Origin of the sequence: Roseateles sp. YR242 (genome assembly GCF_900109745.1) — a bacterium.
Classification (GTDB): Bacteria; Pseudomonadota; Gammaproteobacteria; order Burkholderiales; family Burkholderiaceae_C; genus Roseateles.
Window position 1 is genome coordinate 813,347 of record NZ_FOAV01000001.1, and the last position, 13,508, is coordinate 826,854.

The 13,508-nt window shown below is 67.0% G+C and carries 12 protein-coding genes; 5 read left to right on the forward strand and 7 right to left on the reverse strand.

Annotated features, from left to right (window positions below; genetic code table 11):
* The first annotated feature begins 120 nt into the window (after positions 1-120).
* Together BMY53_RS03540 and BMY53_RS03545 are read left to right on the forward strand one after the other, a co-directional pair.
* Complete coding sequence (locus BMY53_RS03540; protein WP_092943599.1) at positions 121-543, forward strand: tripartite tricarboxylate transporter TctB family protein; 423 nt, start codon at positions 121-123, stop codon at positions 541-543.
* A 10-nt stretch (positions 544-553) separates the two neighbouring features.
* Positions 554-2,113: a tripartite tricarboxylate transporter permease gene (locus BMY53_RS03545; RefSeq protein WP_092943601.1), complete on the forward strand. Its 1,560-nt coding sequence runs from the start codon at positions 554-556 to the stop codon at positions 2,111-2,113.
* A 67-nt stretch (positions 2,114-2,180) separates the two neighbouring features.
* On the opposite strand, the gene ureG is transcribed toward BMY53_RS03545, so the two are convergent.
* Genes ureG through ureE form a run of 3 tightly spaced genes read right to left on the reverse strand, consistent with a single transcriptional unit; the run spans position 2,181 to position 4,382 of the window.
* Entirely contained in the window at positions 2,181-2,828 is a 648-nt protein-coding gene (gene ureG, locus BMY53_RS03550) for an urease accessory protein UreG (protein WP_092943603.1), read from the reverse strand.
* Positions 2,825-3,667 carry an urease accessory protein UreF gene (locus BMY53_RS03555; RefSeq protein WP_177200694.1) on the reverse strand — a complete coding sequence of 281 codons (843 nt, stop codon included), beginning with the start codon at positions 3,665-3,667 and terminating at the stop codon, positions 2,825-2,827. The genes ureG and BMY53_RS03555 overlap by 4 nt, the downstream gene beginning before the upstream one ends.
* Complete coding sequence (gene ureE / locus BMY53_RS03560; protein WP_092943607.1) at positions 3,645-4,382, reverse strand: urease accessory protein UreE; 738 nt, start codon at positions 4,380-4,382, stop codon at positions 3,645-3,647. Before ureE ends, BMY53_RS03555 begins: the two co-directional genes overlap by 23 nt.
* A 171-nt stretch (positions 4,383-4,553) precedes the next feature.
* Here ureE and BMY53_RS03565 point away from each other — a divergent pair, with 171 nt between their 5' ends.
* On the forward strand, positions 4,554-5,321 hold the full coding sequence (locus BMY53_RS03565; protein ID WP_092943609.1) for a type 2 periplasmic-binding domain-containing protein: 768 nt from the start codon (positions 4,554-4,556) through the stop codon (positions 5,319-5,321).
* 73 nt (positions 5,322-5,394) lie between these two features.
* On the opposite strand, the gene ureC is transcribed toward BMY53_RS03565, so the two are convergent.
* The 4 genes from ureC to BMY53_RS03585 all read right to left on the reverse strand — a co-directional run bounded on the left by ureC (position 5,395) and on the right by BMY53_RS03585 (position 8,469).
* Positions 5,395-7,113, reverse strand: a complete 1,719-nt coding sequence (ureC, locus tag BMY53_RS03570; protein ID WP_092943611.1) for an urease subunit alpha — start codon at positions 7,111-7,113, stop codon at positions 5,395-5,397.
* Positions 7,113-7,418, reverse strand: coding sequence for an urease subunit beta (locus tag BMY53_RS03575; protein WP_092943613.1), 306 nt, complete (start codon positions 7,416-7,418; stop codon positions 7,113-7,115). The genes ureC and BMY53_RS03575 overlap by 1 nt, the downstream gene beginning before the upstream one ends.
* A complete protein-coding gene (locus tag BMY53_RS03580) occupies positions 7,415-8,026 on the reverse strand; it encodes a HupE/UreJ family protein (RefSeq protein WP_310732097.1) in 612 nt (203 codons plus the stop codon). The genes BMY53_RS03575 and BMY53_RS03580 overlap by 4 nt, the downstream gene beginning before the upstream one ends.
* 140 nt (positions 8,027-8,166) lie before the next feature.
* The gene (locus BMY53_RS03585; RefSeq protein WP_092943615.1) at positions 8,167-8,469 is read right to left on the reverse strand and encodes an urease subunit gamma; all 303 of its coding nucleotides are present in this window, start codon (positions 8,467-8,469) and stop codon (positions 8,167-8,169) included.
* Positions 8,470-8,980: 511 nt separating this feature from the next.
* Here BMY53_RS03585 and BMY53_RS03590 point away from each other — a divergent pair.
* Together BMY53_RS03590 and BMY53_RS03595 are read left to right on the forward strand one after the other, a co-directional pair.
* The gene (locus BMY53_RS03590) at positions 8,981-12,478 is read left to right on the forward strand and encodes a hybrid sensor histidine kinase/response regulator (protein WP_092943617.1); all 3,498 of its coding nucleotides are present in this window, start codon (positions 8,981-8,983) and stop codon (positions 12,476-12,478) included.
* Positions 12,475-13,488 (forward strand): response regulator, encoded by a 1,014-nt coding sequence (locus BMY53_RS03595; RefSeq protein ID WP_092943619.1) that lies wholly within the window; start codon positions 12,475-12,477, stop codon positions 13,486-13,488. The genes BMY53_RS03590 and BMY53_RS03595 overlap by 4 nt, the downstream gene beginning before the upstream one ends.
* Positions 13,489-13,508 lie beyond the last annotated feature (20 nt).

The following is a 13,508-nucleotide window of genomic DNA, read 5'->3' on the forward strand; positions in this document are numbered from 1 at the left end:
CCAGGCCTTCAGCGAGCTTGCAGCAACCTGTCCGGTCCGTACAAGCCCCGTAGCCGCTGCCCCGCCGCCCTTCCACCATGGTTTCGCCATCCGGCGAGCTATTCAAATATTGGTGGAGACATGATCAATCGACATCTCGCGCGGGGCCTTTTCCTCGCAGCGGTGGCACTGGGCTTCGGGCTGGGGTCTCTGCGCTATACGGTGGGCCGGCTGGACCATGCCGGCCCGGGCCTCTTCCCGCTGATGATCAGCGTGATGCTGCTGCTGGTGGCGCTGGCCACGATGGCACGAGCCTTCTTCGGGCAGAGCGAGCCGCTGCAGGTCCAGGTGGGCAACATCGGCCTGATCCTGGCCAGCCTGTGCGCCTTTGCGCTGATCTCCAAGCTGGTGAATATGTCCCTGGGCATTGTGGTGATGGTCTTCATTGCCACGGCTGCCGGCCGGGACTACAGCTGGAAGCGCAACATCAAGATCGCCGCCGGCCTGCTGGCCATTGCCTTCGGCTTCCAGGAGCTGCTGGGCCTGAACCTGCCATTGCTCTGATAGGCCTGACATGGACGTTCTGCACAACCTGGCTTTCGGCTTCAGCCACGCGCTGACGCTGGAAAACCTCATGTACTGCGCCATCGGCTGCATGGTCGGCACCCTGGTCGGGCTCCTGCCCGGCCTGGGCCCGCTGGCCACCATCAGCCTGCTGCTGCCGCTCACCTATTCCATCCCCACCACCGGCGCACTCATCATGTTGGCCGGCATCTACTACGGCGCCCAGTACGGAGACAGCGTCAGCGCCATCACGATGAAGATCCCGCATGCCAGCAGCATCGTGGCCTGCATCGACGGCTACCAGATGACGCTGAAGGGCCAGACCGGCCTGGCGTTGTTCACCGCCGGTGTCTCCAGCTTCATTGGCGGTACCGTCGCCATCGTGGTGCTGGCCTGGCTGGCGCCCAGCCTCGGCGAAATCGCCTTTCTCTTCGGACCGGCGGACTACTGCTCGCTGATGCTGCTGGGCTTCCTGTGCGTGAGCTTCGTCACCACCGGCAACCTGCTCAATGGCCTGGCCATGTGCCTGATTGGTGTGCTGTTCGGCCAAGTGGGTACGGACGTGAACAGCGGGGTGGAGCGCTTCACCTTCGACCAGCCCTTCCTCGCCGAAGGCGTGGGGCTGGTGAGCGTGGCGCTGGGCTGCTTCGGCATTGCGGAGATTGCGAAGAACCTCGACATCGGCAACGAACGCACCCCCTTCAACGGCAAGATCAACCTCATACCCACCTGGTCCGAGTTCAAACGCATTCTGCCCAGCGCCCTGCGGGGCAGCGCGATCGGTTCCTTCCTGGGCATCCTGCCAGGGGGCGGGCCGGTGATTGCGCAGTTTGCCGCCTATGCACTGGACAAGAAGGTCAGCAAATACCGGCACGAGATCGGGACCGGCGTCATCGAGGGCGTGGCCGGCCAGGCGGCGGCGGACGAAGCGGCCTCGCGCACCAGCTTCATCCCGCTGATGAGCATCGGCATTCCGGAGAACCCGGTGATGGCGCTCATGATGGGCGCCTTCATCATCAAGGGCATCCAGCCCGGGCCCAACATGATCGCGGGCCACCCCGACCTGTTCTGGGGCCTGGTGGCCAGCATGTGGATCGGCAACTGCTTCCTGCTGGTGCTGAATGTGCCGCTGGTGCGCTACTGGCTGTCGGTCTTCAAGATCCCCTACAACGTGTTGTTCCCGTCCATCCTGTTCTTCTGCTGCATCGGCACCTACAGCGTCAACAACAACATCGACGACATCTTTGTCACCGCCCTGTTCGGGCTGTGCGGTTATGTCTTCATGCGGCTGGACATGGACCCTTCACCGCTGATGCTGGGCTTCATCCTCGGCCCGATGCTGGAGGAGAACTTCCGCCGTGCCATGCTCATCAGCCGGGGCAAATTCGACGTCTTCGTGCAGCGGCCCATCAGCGCCACGCTGCTGGGGCTGATCGCCGTGTTCATCGTGTGGCAGGTGGCGGCGTTTGTGTGGAGGGCGCGGCGCCAGCCATCGGCGGCAAAAACCGATGGCATCGCCCCGGCGGGCGCCGTCGCTGCGGCGAGTCGCGTGAGCCCGGAGCTGCCTTAGCGGCTGCGGCTGCGGCTGTGGCTGCAACGGCTAAGGCATCCGCTGCAGCGATGGCTGTCGCGGCGGTTCAGCCGTTCAGCATGCCCTTCTGCTCGATGAACTTCACCACCTCATCCAGGCCGTCCAGCGTTTTGAGGTTGGTCATGACAAACGGGCGGGTGGGCCGCATGCGGTGGGTGTCCGCGCGCATCACCGCCAGGTCGGCACCCACATGCGGTGCCAGGTCGGTCTTGTTGATGACAAACAGGTCGCTCTTGGTGATGCCGGGGCCGCCCTTGCGCGGGATTTTCTCGCCTGCGGCCACGTCGATCACATAGATCGTCAGGTCGCTCAGCTCCGGGCTGAAGGTGGCGGCCAGGTTGTCGCCACCCGACTCGATGAATACGACATCCGCGTTGGGGAACTGCCCCAGCATGCGGTCGATGGCTTCGAGGTTGATGGACGCGTCCTCACGGATGGCCGTGTGCGGGCAGCCACCGGTCTCCACGCCCATGATCCGTTCGGGCGGCAGCGCGCCGCTGATGGTCAGCAGGCGCTGGTCTTCCTTGGTGTAGATGTCGTTGGTGATGGCCACCAGGTCCCAGCGGGCGCGCATGGCCTTGCACAGCATCTCCAGCAGCGTCGTCTTGCCGGAGCCTACCGGGCCGCCGATACCCACACGCAGCGGGGGAAGGGTCTTGGTGCGGCCGGGGATGTGATGCAGGGCGTTGCTCATGATCGGAACAGTCGGGAGTACTGGGTTTCGTGGCGCGCCGCCAGGATGGACAGCATCGGCGCGAACAGTTGCCGCCGCTCGGGCGGCGTGGCGATGGCCGTGGCCACCGCCTGCGGGATCTCGCTGGCCAGGCGGGCCAGCACACGCTGCCCGGCGGTCTGGCCCAGCGGCACGGCCTTGAGAGCGGCCTGCACCTGGTTCTCGGCCCAGCCGAAGGCCTGCGCCTGCAGGGCTTGCTCGATGGGGACGTCGATGGCGGAGAGCGCCAGGGAGATCACCAGCGCGTAATGGGGGCTGTGTGGTGGGCCGTGCGGGGCGCTGTGCAAGGGGCCGTGTGAAGGGCTGGGCAGGGGGCTGTGAGGGACGCTGCGTGGGGGGCTGTTTGGCGGGTTGTGGGCCGCTCGGTCGGCCGGGTTGCAGGCCAGTGAGCCTGCCGGCGTGCACAGCCGGGTCAGCCGCGTCAGTTGGTCCGCGGACACCATGCCTTGCGGCCTGAGCCAGACCAGCAGGGACTGGCCCATCTGCTCGCTTTGCAGGCGCGCCTCGGCGCTGTCGCGAGTGGTTCGCAGCCAGTCGGCCAGGGCCATCAGCGCGGCTTCGTCGTTGTCGCGCCAGGCCTGCATTCCGTGGGCGATCGCGGCCATGTCACCGCGTGCCAGCAGCGCCAGTTGCTGCGACAGCCACTGCCCCGCGCTCACATCGTCATGGACATGGCCGTGCTCGACGGCAGCCTCCAGCCCCTCCGAATACGAGAAGGCGCCGATGGGCAGCGCCGGTGAAGCGAGCCACACCAGGCGCAGCAGCGGCGGGACGGTGTCAGTGCTTGTGGTCGTGGCCATGATCGTGGCCACAGCCGGGGCCATGGACATGCGGCGCCGGTGCCGACTGGATGGCGATGGTCTTGCGGCCTGGTGCCGGCACAACGGCTGCCGGTGCCGGGGCATGGGCGTGCGCATGGCTGCCGCCGTGCGCATGCGAGTGGTCATGCGCGTGGCCGTGTCCGTGGTCATGCGCGTGTTCATGCCCATGGTCATGTTGGTGCCCATGCCCATGCCCATGCCCGTGCACGTGTCCATGACCATGCGCATGACCGTGGCCGCCAGCCGCGTAAGCGCCGCTCTCAGGCTCGAACGCCTGATCCACCGCGTTCACGATGAGGTGCATGGCGCGGAGCATGTCGGCCAGCACGTGATCGGGTTCGATCTTCAGATGGTCGGGCTGCAGTTCAATCTGCACGTGGCGGTTGCCCAGGTGATAGGCCGCGCGCATCAGGTCGAACGGCGAGCCGTGCGTGGTGCAGGGGGTGATGCGCAGCAGCGGTTGGGCGGCTGCCACCACGCGCACCAGTGAGCCGTCCTCGGCGACCAGGACGTCGCCACCGCGCACGGCGGTGCCGCGCGGCAGGAAGACGCCCAGTTCGCGGCCCTGGCTGTCGGTGGCCTGGAAGCGGCTTTTCTGGCGGGTGTCCCAGTCCAGGGTCACGGACGCCGCTCGCTTGAGCAGCACGGAGGCCAGGCCCTGGCCTTGAGCCAGCAGTTTGGAAACTTGAAGCATCTGATAACTGTACCCGCCCCGCCAGCTCGGCCGCAGGCACCCGTCTGGGAACATCCCAGAAATGTCGCAAGTCCCCTGATCGCCGTCTTTTTGCGGCCGCACCACATCGGGGATATCACTTTCATCACTTCCAGTGATAGCCTGACAGTGCACCATCTTGAGGAGCCTTTCATGGCGATCCCTTGGCAGTTCCGGCGCGTGTTGTGCCAGGCCGTATCCCCCGCGACGCTGCTGCTGGCGGCTGAAGCCTGGGCCGCGCCTCCTGCCCTGGCGGCGTCCGAAGTGCTTCCTGCCGGCATCGTGGCCGTGGAGCCGTGGGCCGCCACGGCGGGCGACAGGCAGGGCCTGGGGTTCCTGGTGTTCGACCAGATCTCGCAGCTCTCCAGCCGCCCGATCAAGGCTACCGCCCTGCCCTTGCCGCGCCTGCTCAATGAACTCAAAGGTGGCTCCGTCGCGCTGGCGGTGCTGGCCGCCACGGACGACCGGGATGTCTTCGCCGAGCGTGTGTGCGAGTTGGGCAAGTTCACATTCGGCCTGGCCATCCCGAAATCGTCGAAGGGCCCCAGGACCTTGCCGGAACTGTCCGGCAAGACCTACGCCATGATCCGCGGCGTGCACAACCATGTGCTGCCGCAGCTGACCAGCATGAAGCCCTACCCCGTCACCAACATGACGCAGGGGTTCTCGATGCTGTCCATGAGCCGTGTTGACGCAGCCATCTGTGTGCGGCCGGGCTGCGCGAGCGCGATGCGCAACACCAGGGTCAGCGCTGACGACATGGACTACCTGCCGCTGCTGTCGCTCCCCATTGTGATCTACGCGACGAAGGCCTCGCGCGGATGGCCCGACTTTGAAGCCCTCAAGGCGGGCCTCAAGGAGCGCTGCGCGGGCAAGGAAGCGCAGACCGCCTTCGCCGCGCTGCTGGCGCAGTTTGATTGAGGCCACGGCGCCACGGTGGGAACAGAGATGGGAATCAGGGCACCTCGGCTCGCGCGGGGCATGCAAAGGCTGCCTAGAACAAGAAGTAGCGCTGCGCCATCGGCAGTTCGGTAGCGGGCTCGCAATGCAGCAGCAGGCCGTCGGCGCGCACTGCATAGGTCTGGGGGTCCACATCCATGCGGGGCGCGTAGTGGTTGTGGATCATGTCCTTCTTCCCCACGCCGCGAATGCCCTTCACCGCCACGGTGGTCTTGGCCAGCCCATAGCGCTGCTGCACTCCGCCGGCCAGGGCGGCCTGCGAGACGAAGCTCAGTGACGCACGCGCCAGCGAGCCACCGAAGCTGCCGAACATCGGGCGGTAGTGCACCGGCTGGGGCGTCGGGATGGAGGCGTTGGGGTCGCCCATGGCGGCCATGGCGATCACCCCACCCTTCAGGATCAGCGAGGGTTTGACCCCGAAGAACGCCGGCTTCCAGATCACCAGGTCGGCCCACTTGCCCACTTCGATGCTGCCCACCTCATGGCTGATGCCGTGGGCGATGGCCGGGTTGATGGCCAGCTTGGCCACATAGCGCTTCACGCGGGCGTTGTCGTGGCGCGGCGTGTCGCCGGGCAACGCGCCGCGTTGCAGTTTCATCTTGTGGGCGGTCTGCCAGCAGCGCAGCACCACCTCGCCCACACGGCCCATGGCCTGCGAGTCCGAGCTGAACATGCTGATGGCCCCGAGGTCGTGGAGGATGTCCTCGGCCGCGATGGTCTCCTTGCGGATGCGGCTCTCGGCAAATGCCAGGTCCTCCGCGATGGCGGGGTCCAGGTGGTGGCACACCATCAGCATGTCGACGTGCTCGTCCAGCGTATTGATGGTGTAGGGCCGGGTGGGGTTGGTGGAGCTGGGCAGCACGTTGGCTTCACCCACCACCTTCAGGATGTCGGGGGCATGGCCCCCGCCTGCGCCCTCGGTGTGGAAGGTGTGGATGGTGCGTCCCTTGAAGGCCGCCACCGTGTCCTCCACGAAACCGCTCTCATTGAGTGTGTCGGTATGGATGGCCACTTGCGTGTCGGTGGCTTCGGCCACGTCCAGGCAATTGCTGATGGCGGCGGGCGTGGTGCCCCAATCCTCATGCAGTTTCAGGCCGATGGCGCCAGCATCGATCTGCTCGGTCAGCGCCTCGGGCCGGCTGGCGTTGCCCTTGCCCAAAAAACCCAGGTTCATCGGGAATGCGTCTGCGGCCTGCAGCATGCGTTCGATGTGCCAGGGGCCGGGTGTGCAAGTCGTGGCAAAGGTGCCGGTGGCCGGGCCGGTGCCGCCGCCCAGCATGGTCGTCACGCCGCTGGCCAGGGCTTCCTCGATCTGCTGCGGGCAGATGAAGTGAATGTGGGAATCGATGCCACCGGCGGTCACGATGCTGCCTTCGCAGGCGATGACTTCGGTGCCGGGGCCGATGATGATGTCCACGCCGGGTTGTGTGTCCGGGTTGCCGGCCTTGCCGATGGCGACGATGCGGTGGTCCTTCAGGCCGATGTCGGCCTTGATGATGCCCCAGTGGTCCAGGATGACGGCATTGGTCAGCACGGTGTCCACGGCACCCTGTGCGCGGGTGCGCTGGGACTGGGCCATGCCGTCCCGGATGGTCTTGCCGCCGCCGAACTTCACTTCCTCGCCGTAGCCACCGGCGCGCAGTGTCAGGTCCTCTTCCACCTCGATCACCAGGGCGGTGTCTGCCAGGCGCAGGCGGTCGCCCACGGTGGGGCCGAACATTTCTGCGTAGGCGCGTTTGCCGATGCGTGCCATTACAGCTTTCCTTGAATCAGGCCACGGAAGCCCCAGATCTCGCGGGCGCCGCCGATCTCCACCAGTTCCACCGTCCGTTGCTGGCCGGGCTCGAAGCGCACCGCAGTGCCGGACGCGATATTCAGCCGCATGCCGCGTGCGGCGGCACGGTCGAACTGCAGCGCGGCATTGGTTTCGGCGAAGTGGTAGTGGGAGCCGACCTGGATGGGCCGGCTGGCGCTGTTCACCACGGTGACGCTCAGCGTGGTGCGGCCGGGGTTGAGCGTGAGCTCGCCGTCGTCCGTCAGCAGTTCCCCGGGGGTCATGCCCACACCATGCGGGTCAGCAGGCCCAGGCCCACCAGCGCGAGCGACGCACCGGCCATGCGCGACCACAGGGGCGCCAGCGTGCGCAGCCACAGGCCGGCGCTCAGGCCGAGGGCGTGCAGCACGACGGTGGCGGCCACCATGCCGGCCAACGCACTGGCGCCTTGCAATTCACTGCCGTGCGCCAGGCCATGGAAAACGGCGAACGCGCTCACCAGGGCAGCCGAGGCGGATGCACCCAGCTTCCAGCGGGCGGCGGCCACCAGGCCCAGGACCAGCACGGAAGCGGCGACCATCGGCTCGACGCCGGGCAAAGACCCGCCGGCGGCGCTCATCCAGGCGCCGAGCAGGGCGCCCATCAGCAACCAGCCGGCGAACGCGAGCGGTGCGGCGACCATGCGGCGGCCTTGGTGTGTGAGGGCGCTCCACAGGCCCACGGCCAGCATGGCGGCGAGGTGATCCAGGCCGGTGAACGGATGCACGAACCCGGCGGACAGGCCATGGTCATGCGGCAATCCTTCACCGGCATGGGCCAGCACCAGGGCTGGAGTCATGGCGGCCACGGCGGCCAGTGCAGCGCCAAGGCGCGATGAAGTCATCTTCAACATATGCGGCAGTCCTTCTGGTGTTCTTGATGTGGTGCTGGCAGCGGATATCTGGAGGGAAACCGGGCGATGGCGGCGACGACGGCTACAACGGCTACAACGGCGACGACGATGGTGTTGAGGCCTTGTGACGCCTTCGGGCTTCAGGGGATGGGCTGATGCACGGTGACCAGTTTGGTTCCATCGGGGAAGGTGGCCTCGACCTGAATATCCGGGATCATTTCCGGGATGCCGTCCATCACGTCGTCGCGTGTCAGCAGTTCGCGGCCTTCCTTCATCATCTGCGCGACGGTTTTACCTTCGCGGGCGCCTTCCATCACGGCGGCGCTGATGAAGGCCACGGCCTCCGGGTAATTCAGCTTCAGTCCTTTGGCCTTGCGGCGTTCCGCCAGCAGTGCGGCGGTAAAGATCAGCAGCTTGTCTTTTTCTCTAGGTGTCAATTCCATGGCTGCCACCCCTGAGGGTGTCCGAGTCGCTCTTCTTGACGCTAGCAAGCCCTATGCCGGTGCACAAGCCCATGCAAGATCCGATTCCAGTCGCCACTACACGGGACGCCGAGCAACCTCTCATAACTCCCGCGAGGTGCCCTGAATCAGGATGGGACGCAAGGCGCCAACCACGGCCCTAGCGGGTGATGTGGCGAGGATTGCAACATCCCGAACCGCCCGAAGTGGAGTCCGCGAGGAGTGCAGAGACTCTTCAACACTTCGGCGGGTGCAACTGTTGAAGTCCTCGGTTCGGGAAGTGCCAGGCCGGGGGGTATTTGCGGAAGTAAAGAAGGGAATGGCCGGCGAAGCCGGACAGGAATGACATGAAGCAAATGCCCCCCGGCCTGGCACTTCCCGGCGTGGGCCACAGAAAGCGGCCCCGAGGTTCGCCGCCCGGCGCTTCCCGGCACAGCCCAACCAAGACAGCCCCGATCCTTGGGCACGAAATCTGCATTCACCCGCACCCTCCATGGACACCCCGCCCCCGTCCACCCCCGCCCCGCAGCACATCATCAAGCTGCGGCGGGACTACAACGCCTGGGTGGCTCATGAGACCTTGGAGGACTATGCCCTGCGCTACACCCCGCAGCGTTTCCGGCGCTGGTCGCCGCTGCGGGTGGCCAACACGGCGTTTGGTGCGGCCTCCTTCCTCATTCTTGAGGCTGTGGGCGCCACCTTGCTGCTTCACTATGGCTGGACCAATGCGGCGTGGGCCATCCTGGCTACCGGCCTGATCATTTTCCTGGCCGGGCTGCCCATCAGCGTCTATGCGGCCCGCCACGGTGTGGACATGGACCTTCTCACGCGGGGCGCGGGTTTCGGCTACATCGGCTCCACCCTCACCTCGCTCATCTACGCCAGCTTCACCTTCATATTTTTCGCGCTGGAAGCGGCCGTCATGGCCTACGCGCTGGACCTTGCGCTGGACATCCCACCCCAGTGGGGCTATCTCATCTGCGCCGTGATTGTCATCCCGCTGGTCACCCATGGCATCTCTGCCATCAGCCGCCTGCAGGTTTGGACCCAGCCCCTGTGGCTGGTGCTGCTCGTCTTCCCCTTCGCCTGGGTGGCCTGGCGCCATCCTGGTGCATTTGACGGCATCACGAACCAAATCGGTTCCCAGTCCGGCACAGCTGCCTTTGACATGCACGCCTTTGGTGCCGCCCTCACCGTCGGCGTCGCCCTCATCACCCAGATGGGCGAGCAGGCCGACTACCTTCGCTTCATGCCCCGCCAGACCGCTGCCAACCGCCGCCGCTGGTGGGCGGCCGTCCTGCTGGGCGGCCCGGGCTGGGTGGTGCTGGGCGTGCTCAAGATGCTGGGCGGCGCGCTGCTCGCCTACCTGGCGGTCACCCATGCCGTCCCGCCCGAGCGGGCGGTGGACCCCAACCAGATGTACCTGGCGGCCTACGAATACGTCTTCCCGCGCTATGGCTGGGCGGTGGCCGCCACGGCGCTCTTCGTTGTCATCTCACAGCTCAAGATCAACGTCACCAATGCCTATGCCGGGTCCCTGGCCTGGAGCAACTTCTTCTCGCGCCTGACCCACAGCCATCCCGGCCGGGTGGTGTGGGTGGTCTTCAACACCCTCATCGCCTTCATGCTGATGGAGATGAATGTGTTTGATGCGCTGGGCCACGTGCTGGGCCTGTACGCCAACATCGCCATTGCCTGGATCATGGCGGTGGTGGCGGACCTGGTCATCAACAAGCCACTGGGCCTGTCTCCGCCCGGCATCGAGTTCAAGCGTGCCCACCTGTATGACGTCAACCCGGTGGGCGTTGGCGCCATGGCACTGGCCTCGGCCCTCTCCATCGCCGCCCACCTGGGCGTCATGGGCTCGCTGGCCCAGGCCTGGTCGGCCGCCATTGCGATGGTCACGGCCCTCATCACCTCCCCGCTGATCGCCTGGGCCACCCAGGGCCGCTACTACCTGGCCCGGGCCGCCAGCCCTGCCACCGCCAGCGCCCTGGGCGACACCAGCCTGACAGTGGCCCGCTGCGTCATCTGCGAGCGCGAATACGAAGGGCCGGACCTGGCCCACTGCCCGGCCTACCGGGGCGCCATCTGCTCCCTGTGCTGCACGCTGGATGCCCGCTGCGGCGACCTGTGCAAGCCCCACGCGCGGCTCTCCGAGCAATGGTCCCGGCTGCTGCGCCGCGTGCTGCCCCGCCGCAGCTGGCCCTATCTGGACACCGGCCTGGGCCACTACCTGCTGCTCATGATGGTGATCACGCCGCTGCTGGCCGCCATCTTCGGCCTGCTCTATCACCAGCAACTGCAGCAGTTGCCGCTGGTGGACAGCGGCGCGGCCGAGGCGCTCCGGCAAGGGCTGTACACCGGCCTGCTCAAGGCCTTCTTTGCCCTGCTGCTGGTGGCCGGCACGGTGGCCTGGTGGCTGGTGCTGGCGCACCAGAGCCGCGAGGTGGCGCAGGAAGAATCCAACCGCCAGACGCAGGCCTTGATGCGCGAAATCGACTCCCACCGCCGCACCGATGAAGCCCTGCAGGCCGCCCGCCTGCAGGCCGAGCGTGCCCAGGCTTCGGCCGAGGCGGCCAACCAGGCCAAGAGCCGCTACATCAGCGCCATCAGCCACGAACTGCGCACGCCGCTCAACAGCATCCTCGGTTATGCCCAGCTCATGGCGGCCGACGCCTCGCTGGCCCCCCAGCGCCGACAGGCAGTGCAAGTGATCAAGCGCGGCGGGGAGCACCTGATGCGGCTCATCGACGGCACGCTGGACATCGCCCGCATCGAAGCCGGCCGCCTCAGCCTGGCGCCGGCGCCGCTGCGCTTTGCCGAGCTGCTGCGGGAACTGGCCGACATGTTCGAACCGCAGGCCACCGCCAAAGGCCTGGACTTCCGCTTCGAGACCACGGGCACCCTGCCGGACTGGGTGCGGGCGGATGAACAGCGGCTGCGCCAGATCCTGATCAACCTGCTGGGCAACGCCATCAAGTTCACCCGCGAAGGCGCCATCACCCTGCGCGTGCGGCATGGGCGCGAAATGGCCACGCTGGAGATCGAGGACACCGGCCCCGGCATGGACGACACCGAGCTGGCGCGCATCTTCGAGCCCTTTACCCGCGGGGCGAGTGCCTCGGACATGGGCGGCCACACCCCGGGTGCCGGCCTGGGCCTGACCATTGCCAAGATGCTGACGGAGCTGATGGGCGGAGAACTCTCGGCACGCAGCACGCCGGGCACGGGCTCCACCTTCCGTGTCCGCCTCTTCCTGCCGGAGATCCACGGCCGCATTCCGGACCGCGACCTGCGGCAGGGGCTGGCCAGCCCCGGCGGCGCACACGGCCTGCAGCGCCTGGGCATCGACGGCCCGTCTCCGCGGCTGCTGGTGGTGGACAACGAGGCCGAGGACCGGCAGTTGCTGATCCAGTTGCTGGAACCGCTGGGCTTCACCGTGCGTGAAGCTTCCAGCGGACACGACGCCCTGGACCTGGTGGCGGCGGGCTGGCGCCCCGACGCCGTGCTGATGGACCTGGCCATGCCTGGCATCGATGGCTGGGAGACCATCCGCCGGCTACGTGCATTGCTGCCCTCATTGGAAGCCATCGCCGTGGTCTCGGCCAATGCTTTCGAGCGCGGCCAGGACAACGATGCCGGCATCACACCGCAGGACTTCATCCTCAAGCCGGTGCGCCACGAACTGCTGCTGGACTGGCTGGGCGAACGCCTGGGCCTGCGCTGGCGTTCCTCCCCTGTCCCGGCAGCGCCCGCGCTGCCATCCACGCCGCTGGTGGTGCCTCCACCGGACCGGCTCACCGGTCTTCGCGAAGCGCTCGCACTCGGTTATTACCGCGGCGTGCTGCAGCAACTCGACGACATCGAAGCCGCTGATGCCGTCTGGCGCCCCTTCTGCGAGGTCCAGCGCGAGCTGGCCCGCCAATTCCAGTTCGAGGCCATGCTGCAGGCCCTGGACCGCCGAACCGACAGGCTCTCCGTGCCATGAACAGTGCCCTGCCCTCTTCCGTCGCCGCCTTGCTGGAGCAGCAGCAGGGTGACCGTGTGCTCATGGTCGATGATGTCCCGGACAACCTCTCCCTGCTGCATGACGCGCTGGACGAGCACGGCTACACCGTGCTGGCCGCCACCAGTGGAGAGGCTGCGCTGACCCGTGCCCTGCAAGGCCAGCCGGACATCGTTCTGCTGGACGCCATGATGCCGGGCATGGACGGCTTCGAAGTCGCGCGCCGGCTCAAGGCCAATCCGGCCACGGCGCACATCCCCATCATCTTCATGACGGGCCTGACCGAGACCGAACACCTGGTGGCCGCGCTGCAGGCGGGCGGTGTGGATTACGTGACCAAGCCGCTGGACCCGCGCGCGGTGCTGGCCCGCATGCAGGTGCACCTGCAGGGCGCGCGCCAGGCACGGCAGACGCGCCAGGCGCTGGATGCGTTCGGCTACGCCAGCATCGCGGTGCGGGCCAGCAGCGGGCGGCTGCTGTGGCAGACGCCTCTGGCGCGTGAGCTGCTGCAACTCTATTACGGCACCATCGCGCCGGCCACGCCGGCACCGGTGCTGAGTTGGTTGCGACGCTGCCTGGACACCATGGCCGACGCCGAGCGGGAGGGCCAGCCGCCCGTCGAGCCCGTGCGCCTCACGGCGGAACTGGGCGCCCGGCGCCTGAGCTTCCGGCTGCATCACTGCATTGGCGGGGAAGACGGTCCAGGCCCGGGTGGGGACTGGCTGATCGTCATGCGGGAGGTGTCGGATGCGGCAGTGATCCGCTCCCTGGGACTGTCGTTCAACCTCACCGCGCGCGAGGCCGAGGTGCTCTATTGGGTGGTGAAGGGCAAGATCAACCGGGACATTGGCGAGATTCTGGGTGCCAGCCCGGCCACCGTGAAGAAGCACCTGGAGCGCATCCACGCCAAGCTCGGCGTGGAGACGCGTACGGCGGCGGCCGCGATGGCGCTCACGCGGGTACGGGAGATGCATCCGCAGTGGGAGTTGTAGGCCCACTGCGGCGGCCTGTA

What these genes read in the sequence shown, in the direction of transcription:
- BMY53_RS03540 (WP_092943599.1), top strand. Translation starts at nt 121, where the DNA reads ATGATCAATCGACATCTCGCGCGGGGCCTTTTCCTCGCAGCGGTGGCA.
- BMY53_RS03545 (WP_092943601.1), top strand. Translation starts at nt 554, where the DNA reads ATGGACGTTCTGCACAACCTGGCTTTCGGCTTCAGCCACGCGCTGACG.
- ureG (WP_092943603.1), bottom strand. Translation starts at nt 2,828, where the DNA reads ATGAGCAACGCCCTGCATCACATCCCCGGCCGCACCAAGACCCTTCCC.
- BMY53_RS03555 (WP_177200694.1), bottom strand. Translation starts at nt 3,667, where the DNA reads ATGGCCACGACCACAAGCACTGACACCGTCCCGCCGCTGCTGCGCCTG.
- ureE (WP_092943607.1), bottom strand. Translation starts at nt 4,382, where the DNA reads ATGCTTCAAGTTTCCAAACTGCTGGCTCAAGGCCAGGGCCTGGCCTCC.
- BMY53_RS03565 (WP_092943609.1), top strand. Translation starts at nt 4,554, where the DNA reads ATGGCGATCCCTTGGCAGTTCCGGCGCGTGTTGTGCCAGGCCGTATCC.
- ureC (WP_092943611.1), bottom strand. Translation starts at nt 7,113, where the DNA reads ATGGCACGCATCGGCAAACGCGCCTACGCAGAAATGTTCGGCCCCACC.
- BMY53_RS03575 (WP_092943613.1), bottom strand. Translation starts at nt 7,418, where the DNA reads ATGACCCCCGGGGAACTGCTGACGGACGACGGCGAGCTCACGCTCAAC.
- BMY53_RS03580 (WP_310732097.1), bottom strand. Translation starts at nt 8,026, where the DNA reads ATGTTGAAGATGACTTCATCGCGCCTTGGCGCTGCACTGGCCGCCGTG.
- BMY53_RS03585 (WP_092943615.1), bottom strand. Translation starts at nt 8,469, where the DNA reads ATGGAATTGACACCTAGAGAAAAAGACAAGCTGCTGATCTTTACCGCC.
- BMY53_RS03590 (WP_092943617.1), top strand. Translation starts at nt 8,981, where the DNA reads ATGGACACCCCGCCCCCGTCCACCCCCGCCCCGCAGCACATCATCAAG.
- BMY53_RS03595 (WP_092943619.1), top strand. Translation starts at nt 12,475, where the DNA reads ATGAACAGTGCCCTGCCCTCTTCCGTCGCCGCCTTGCTGGAGCAGCAG.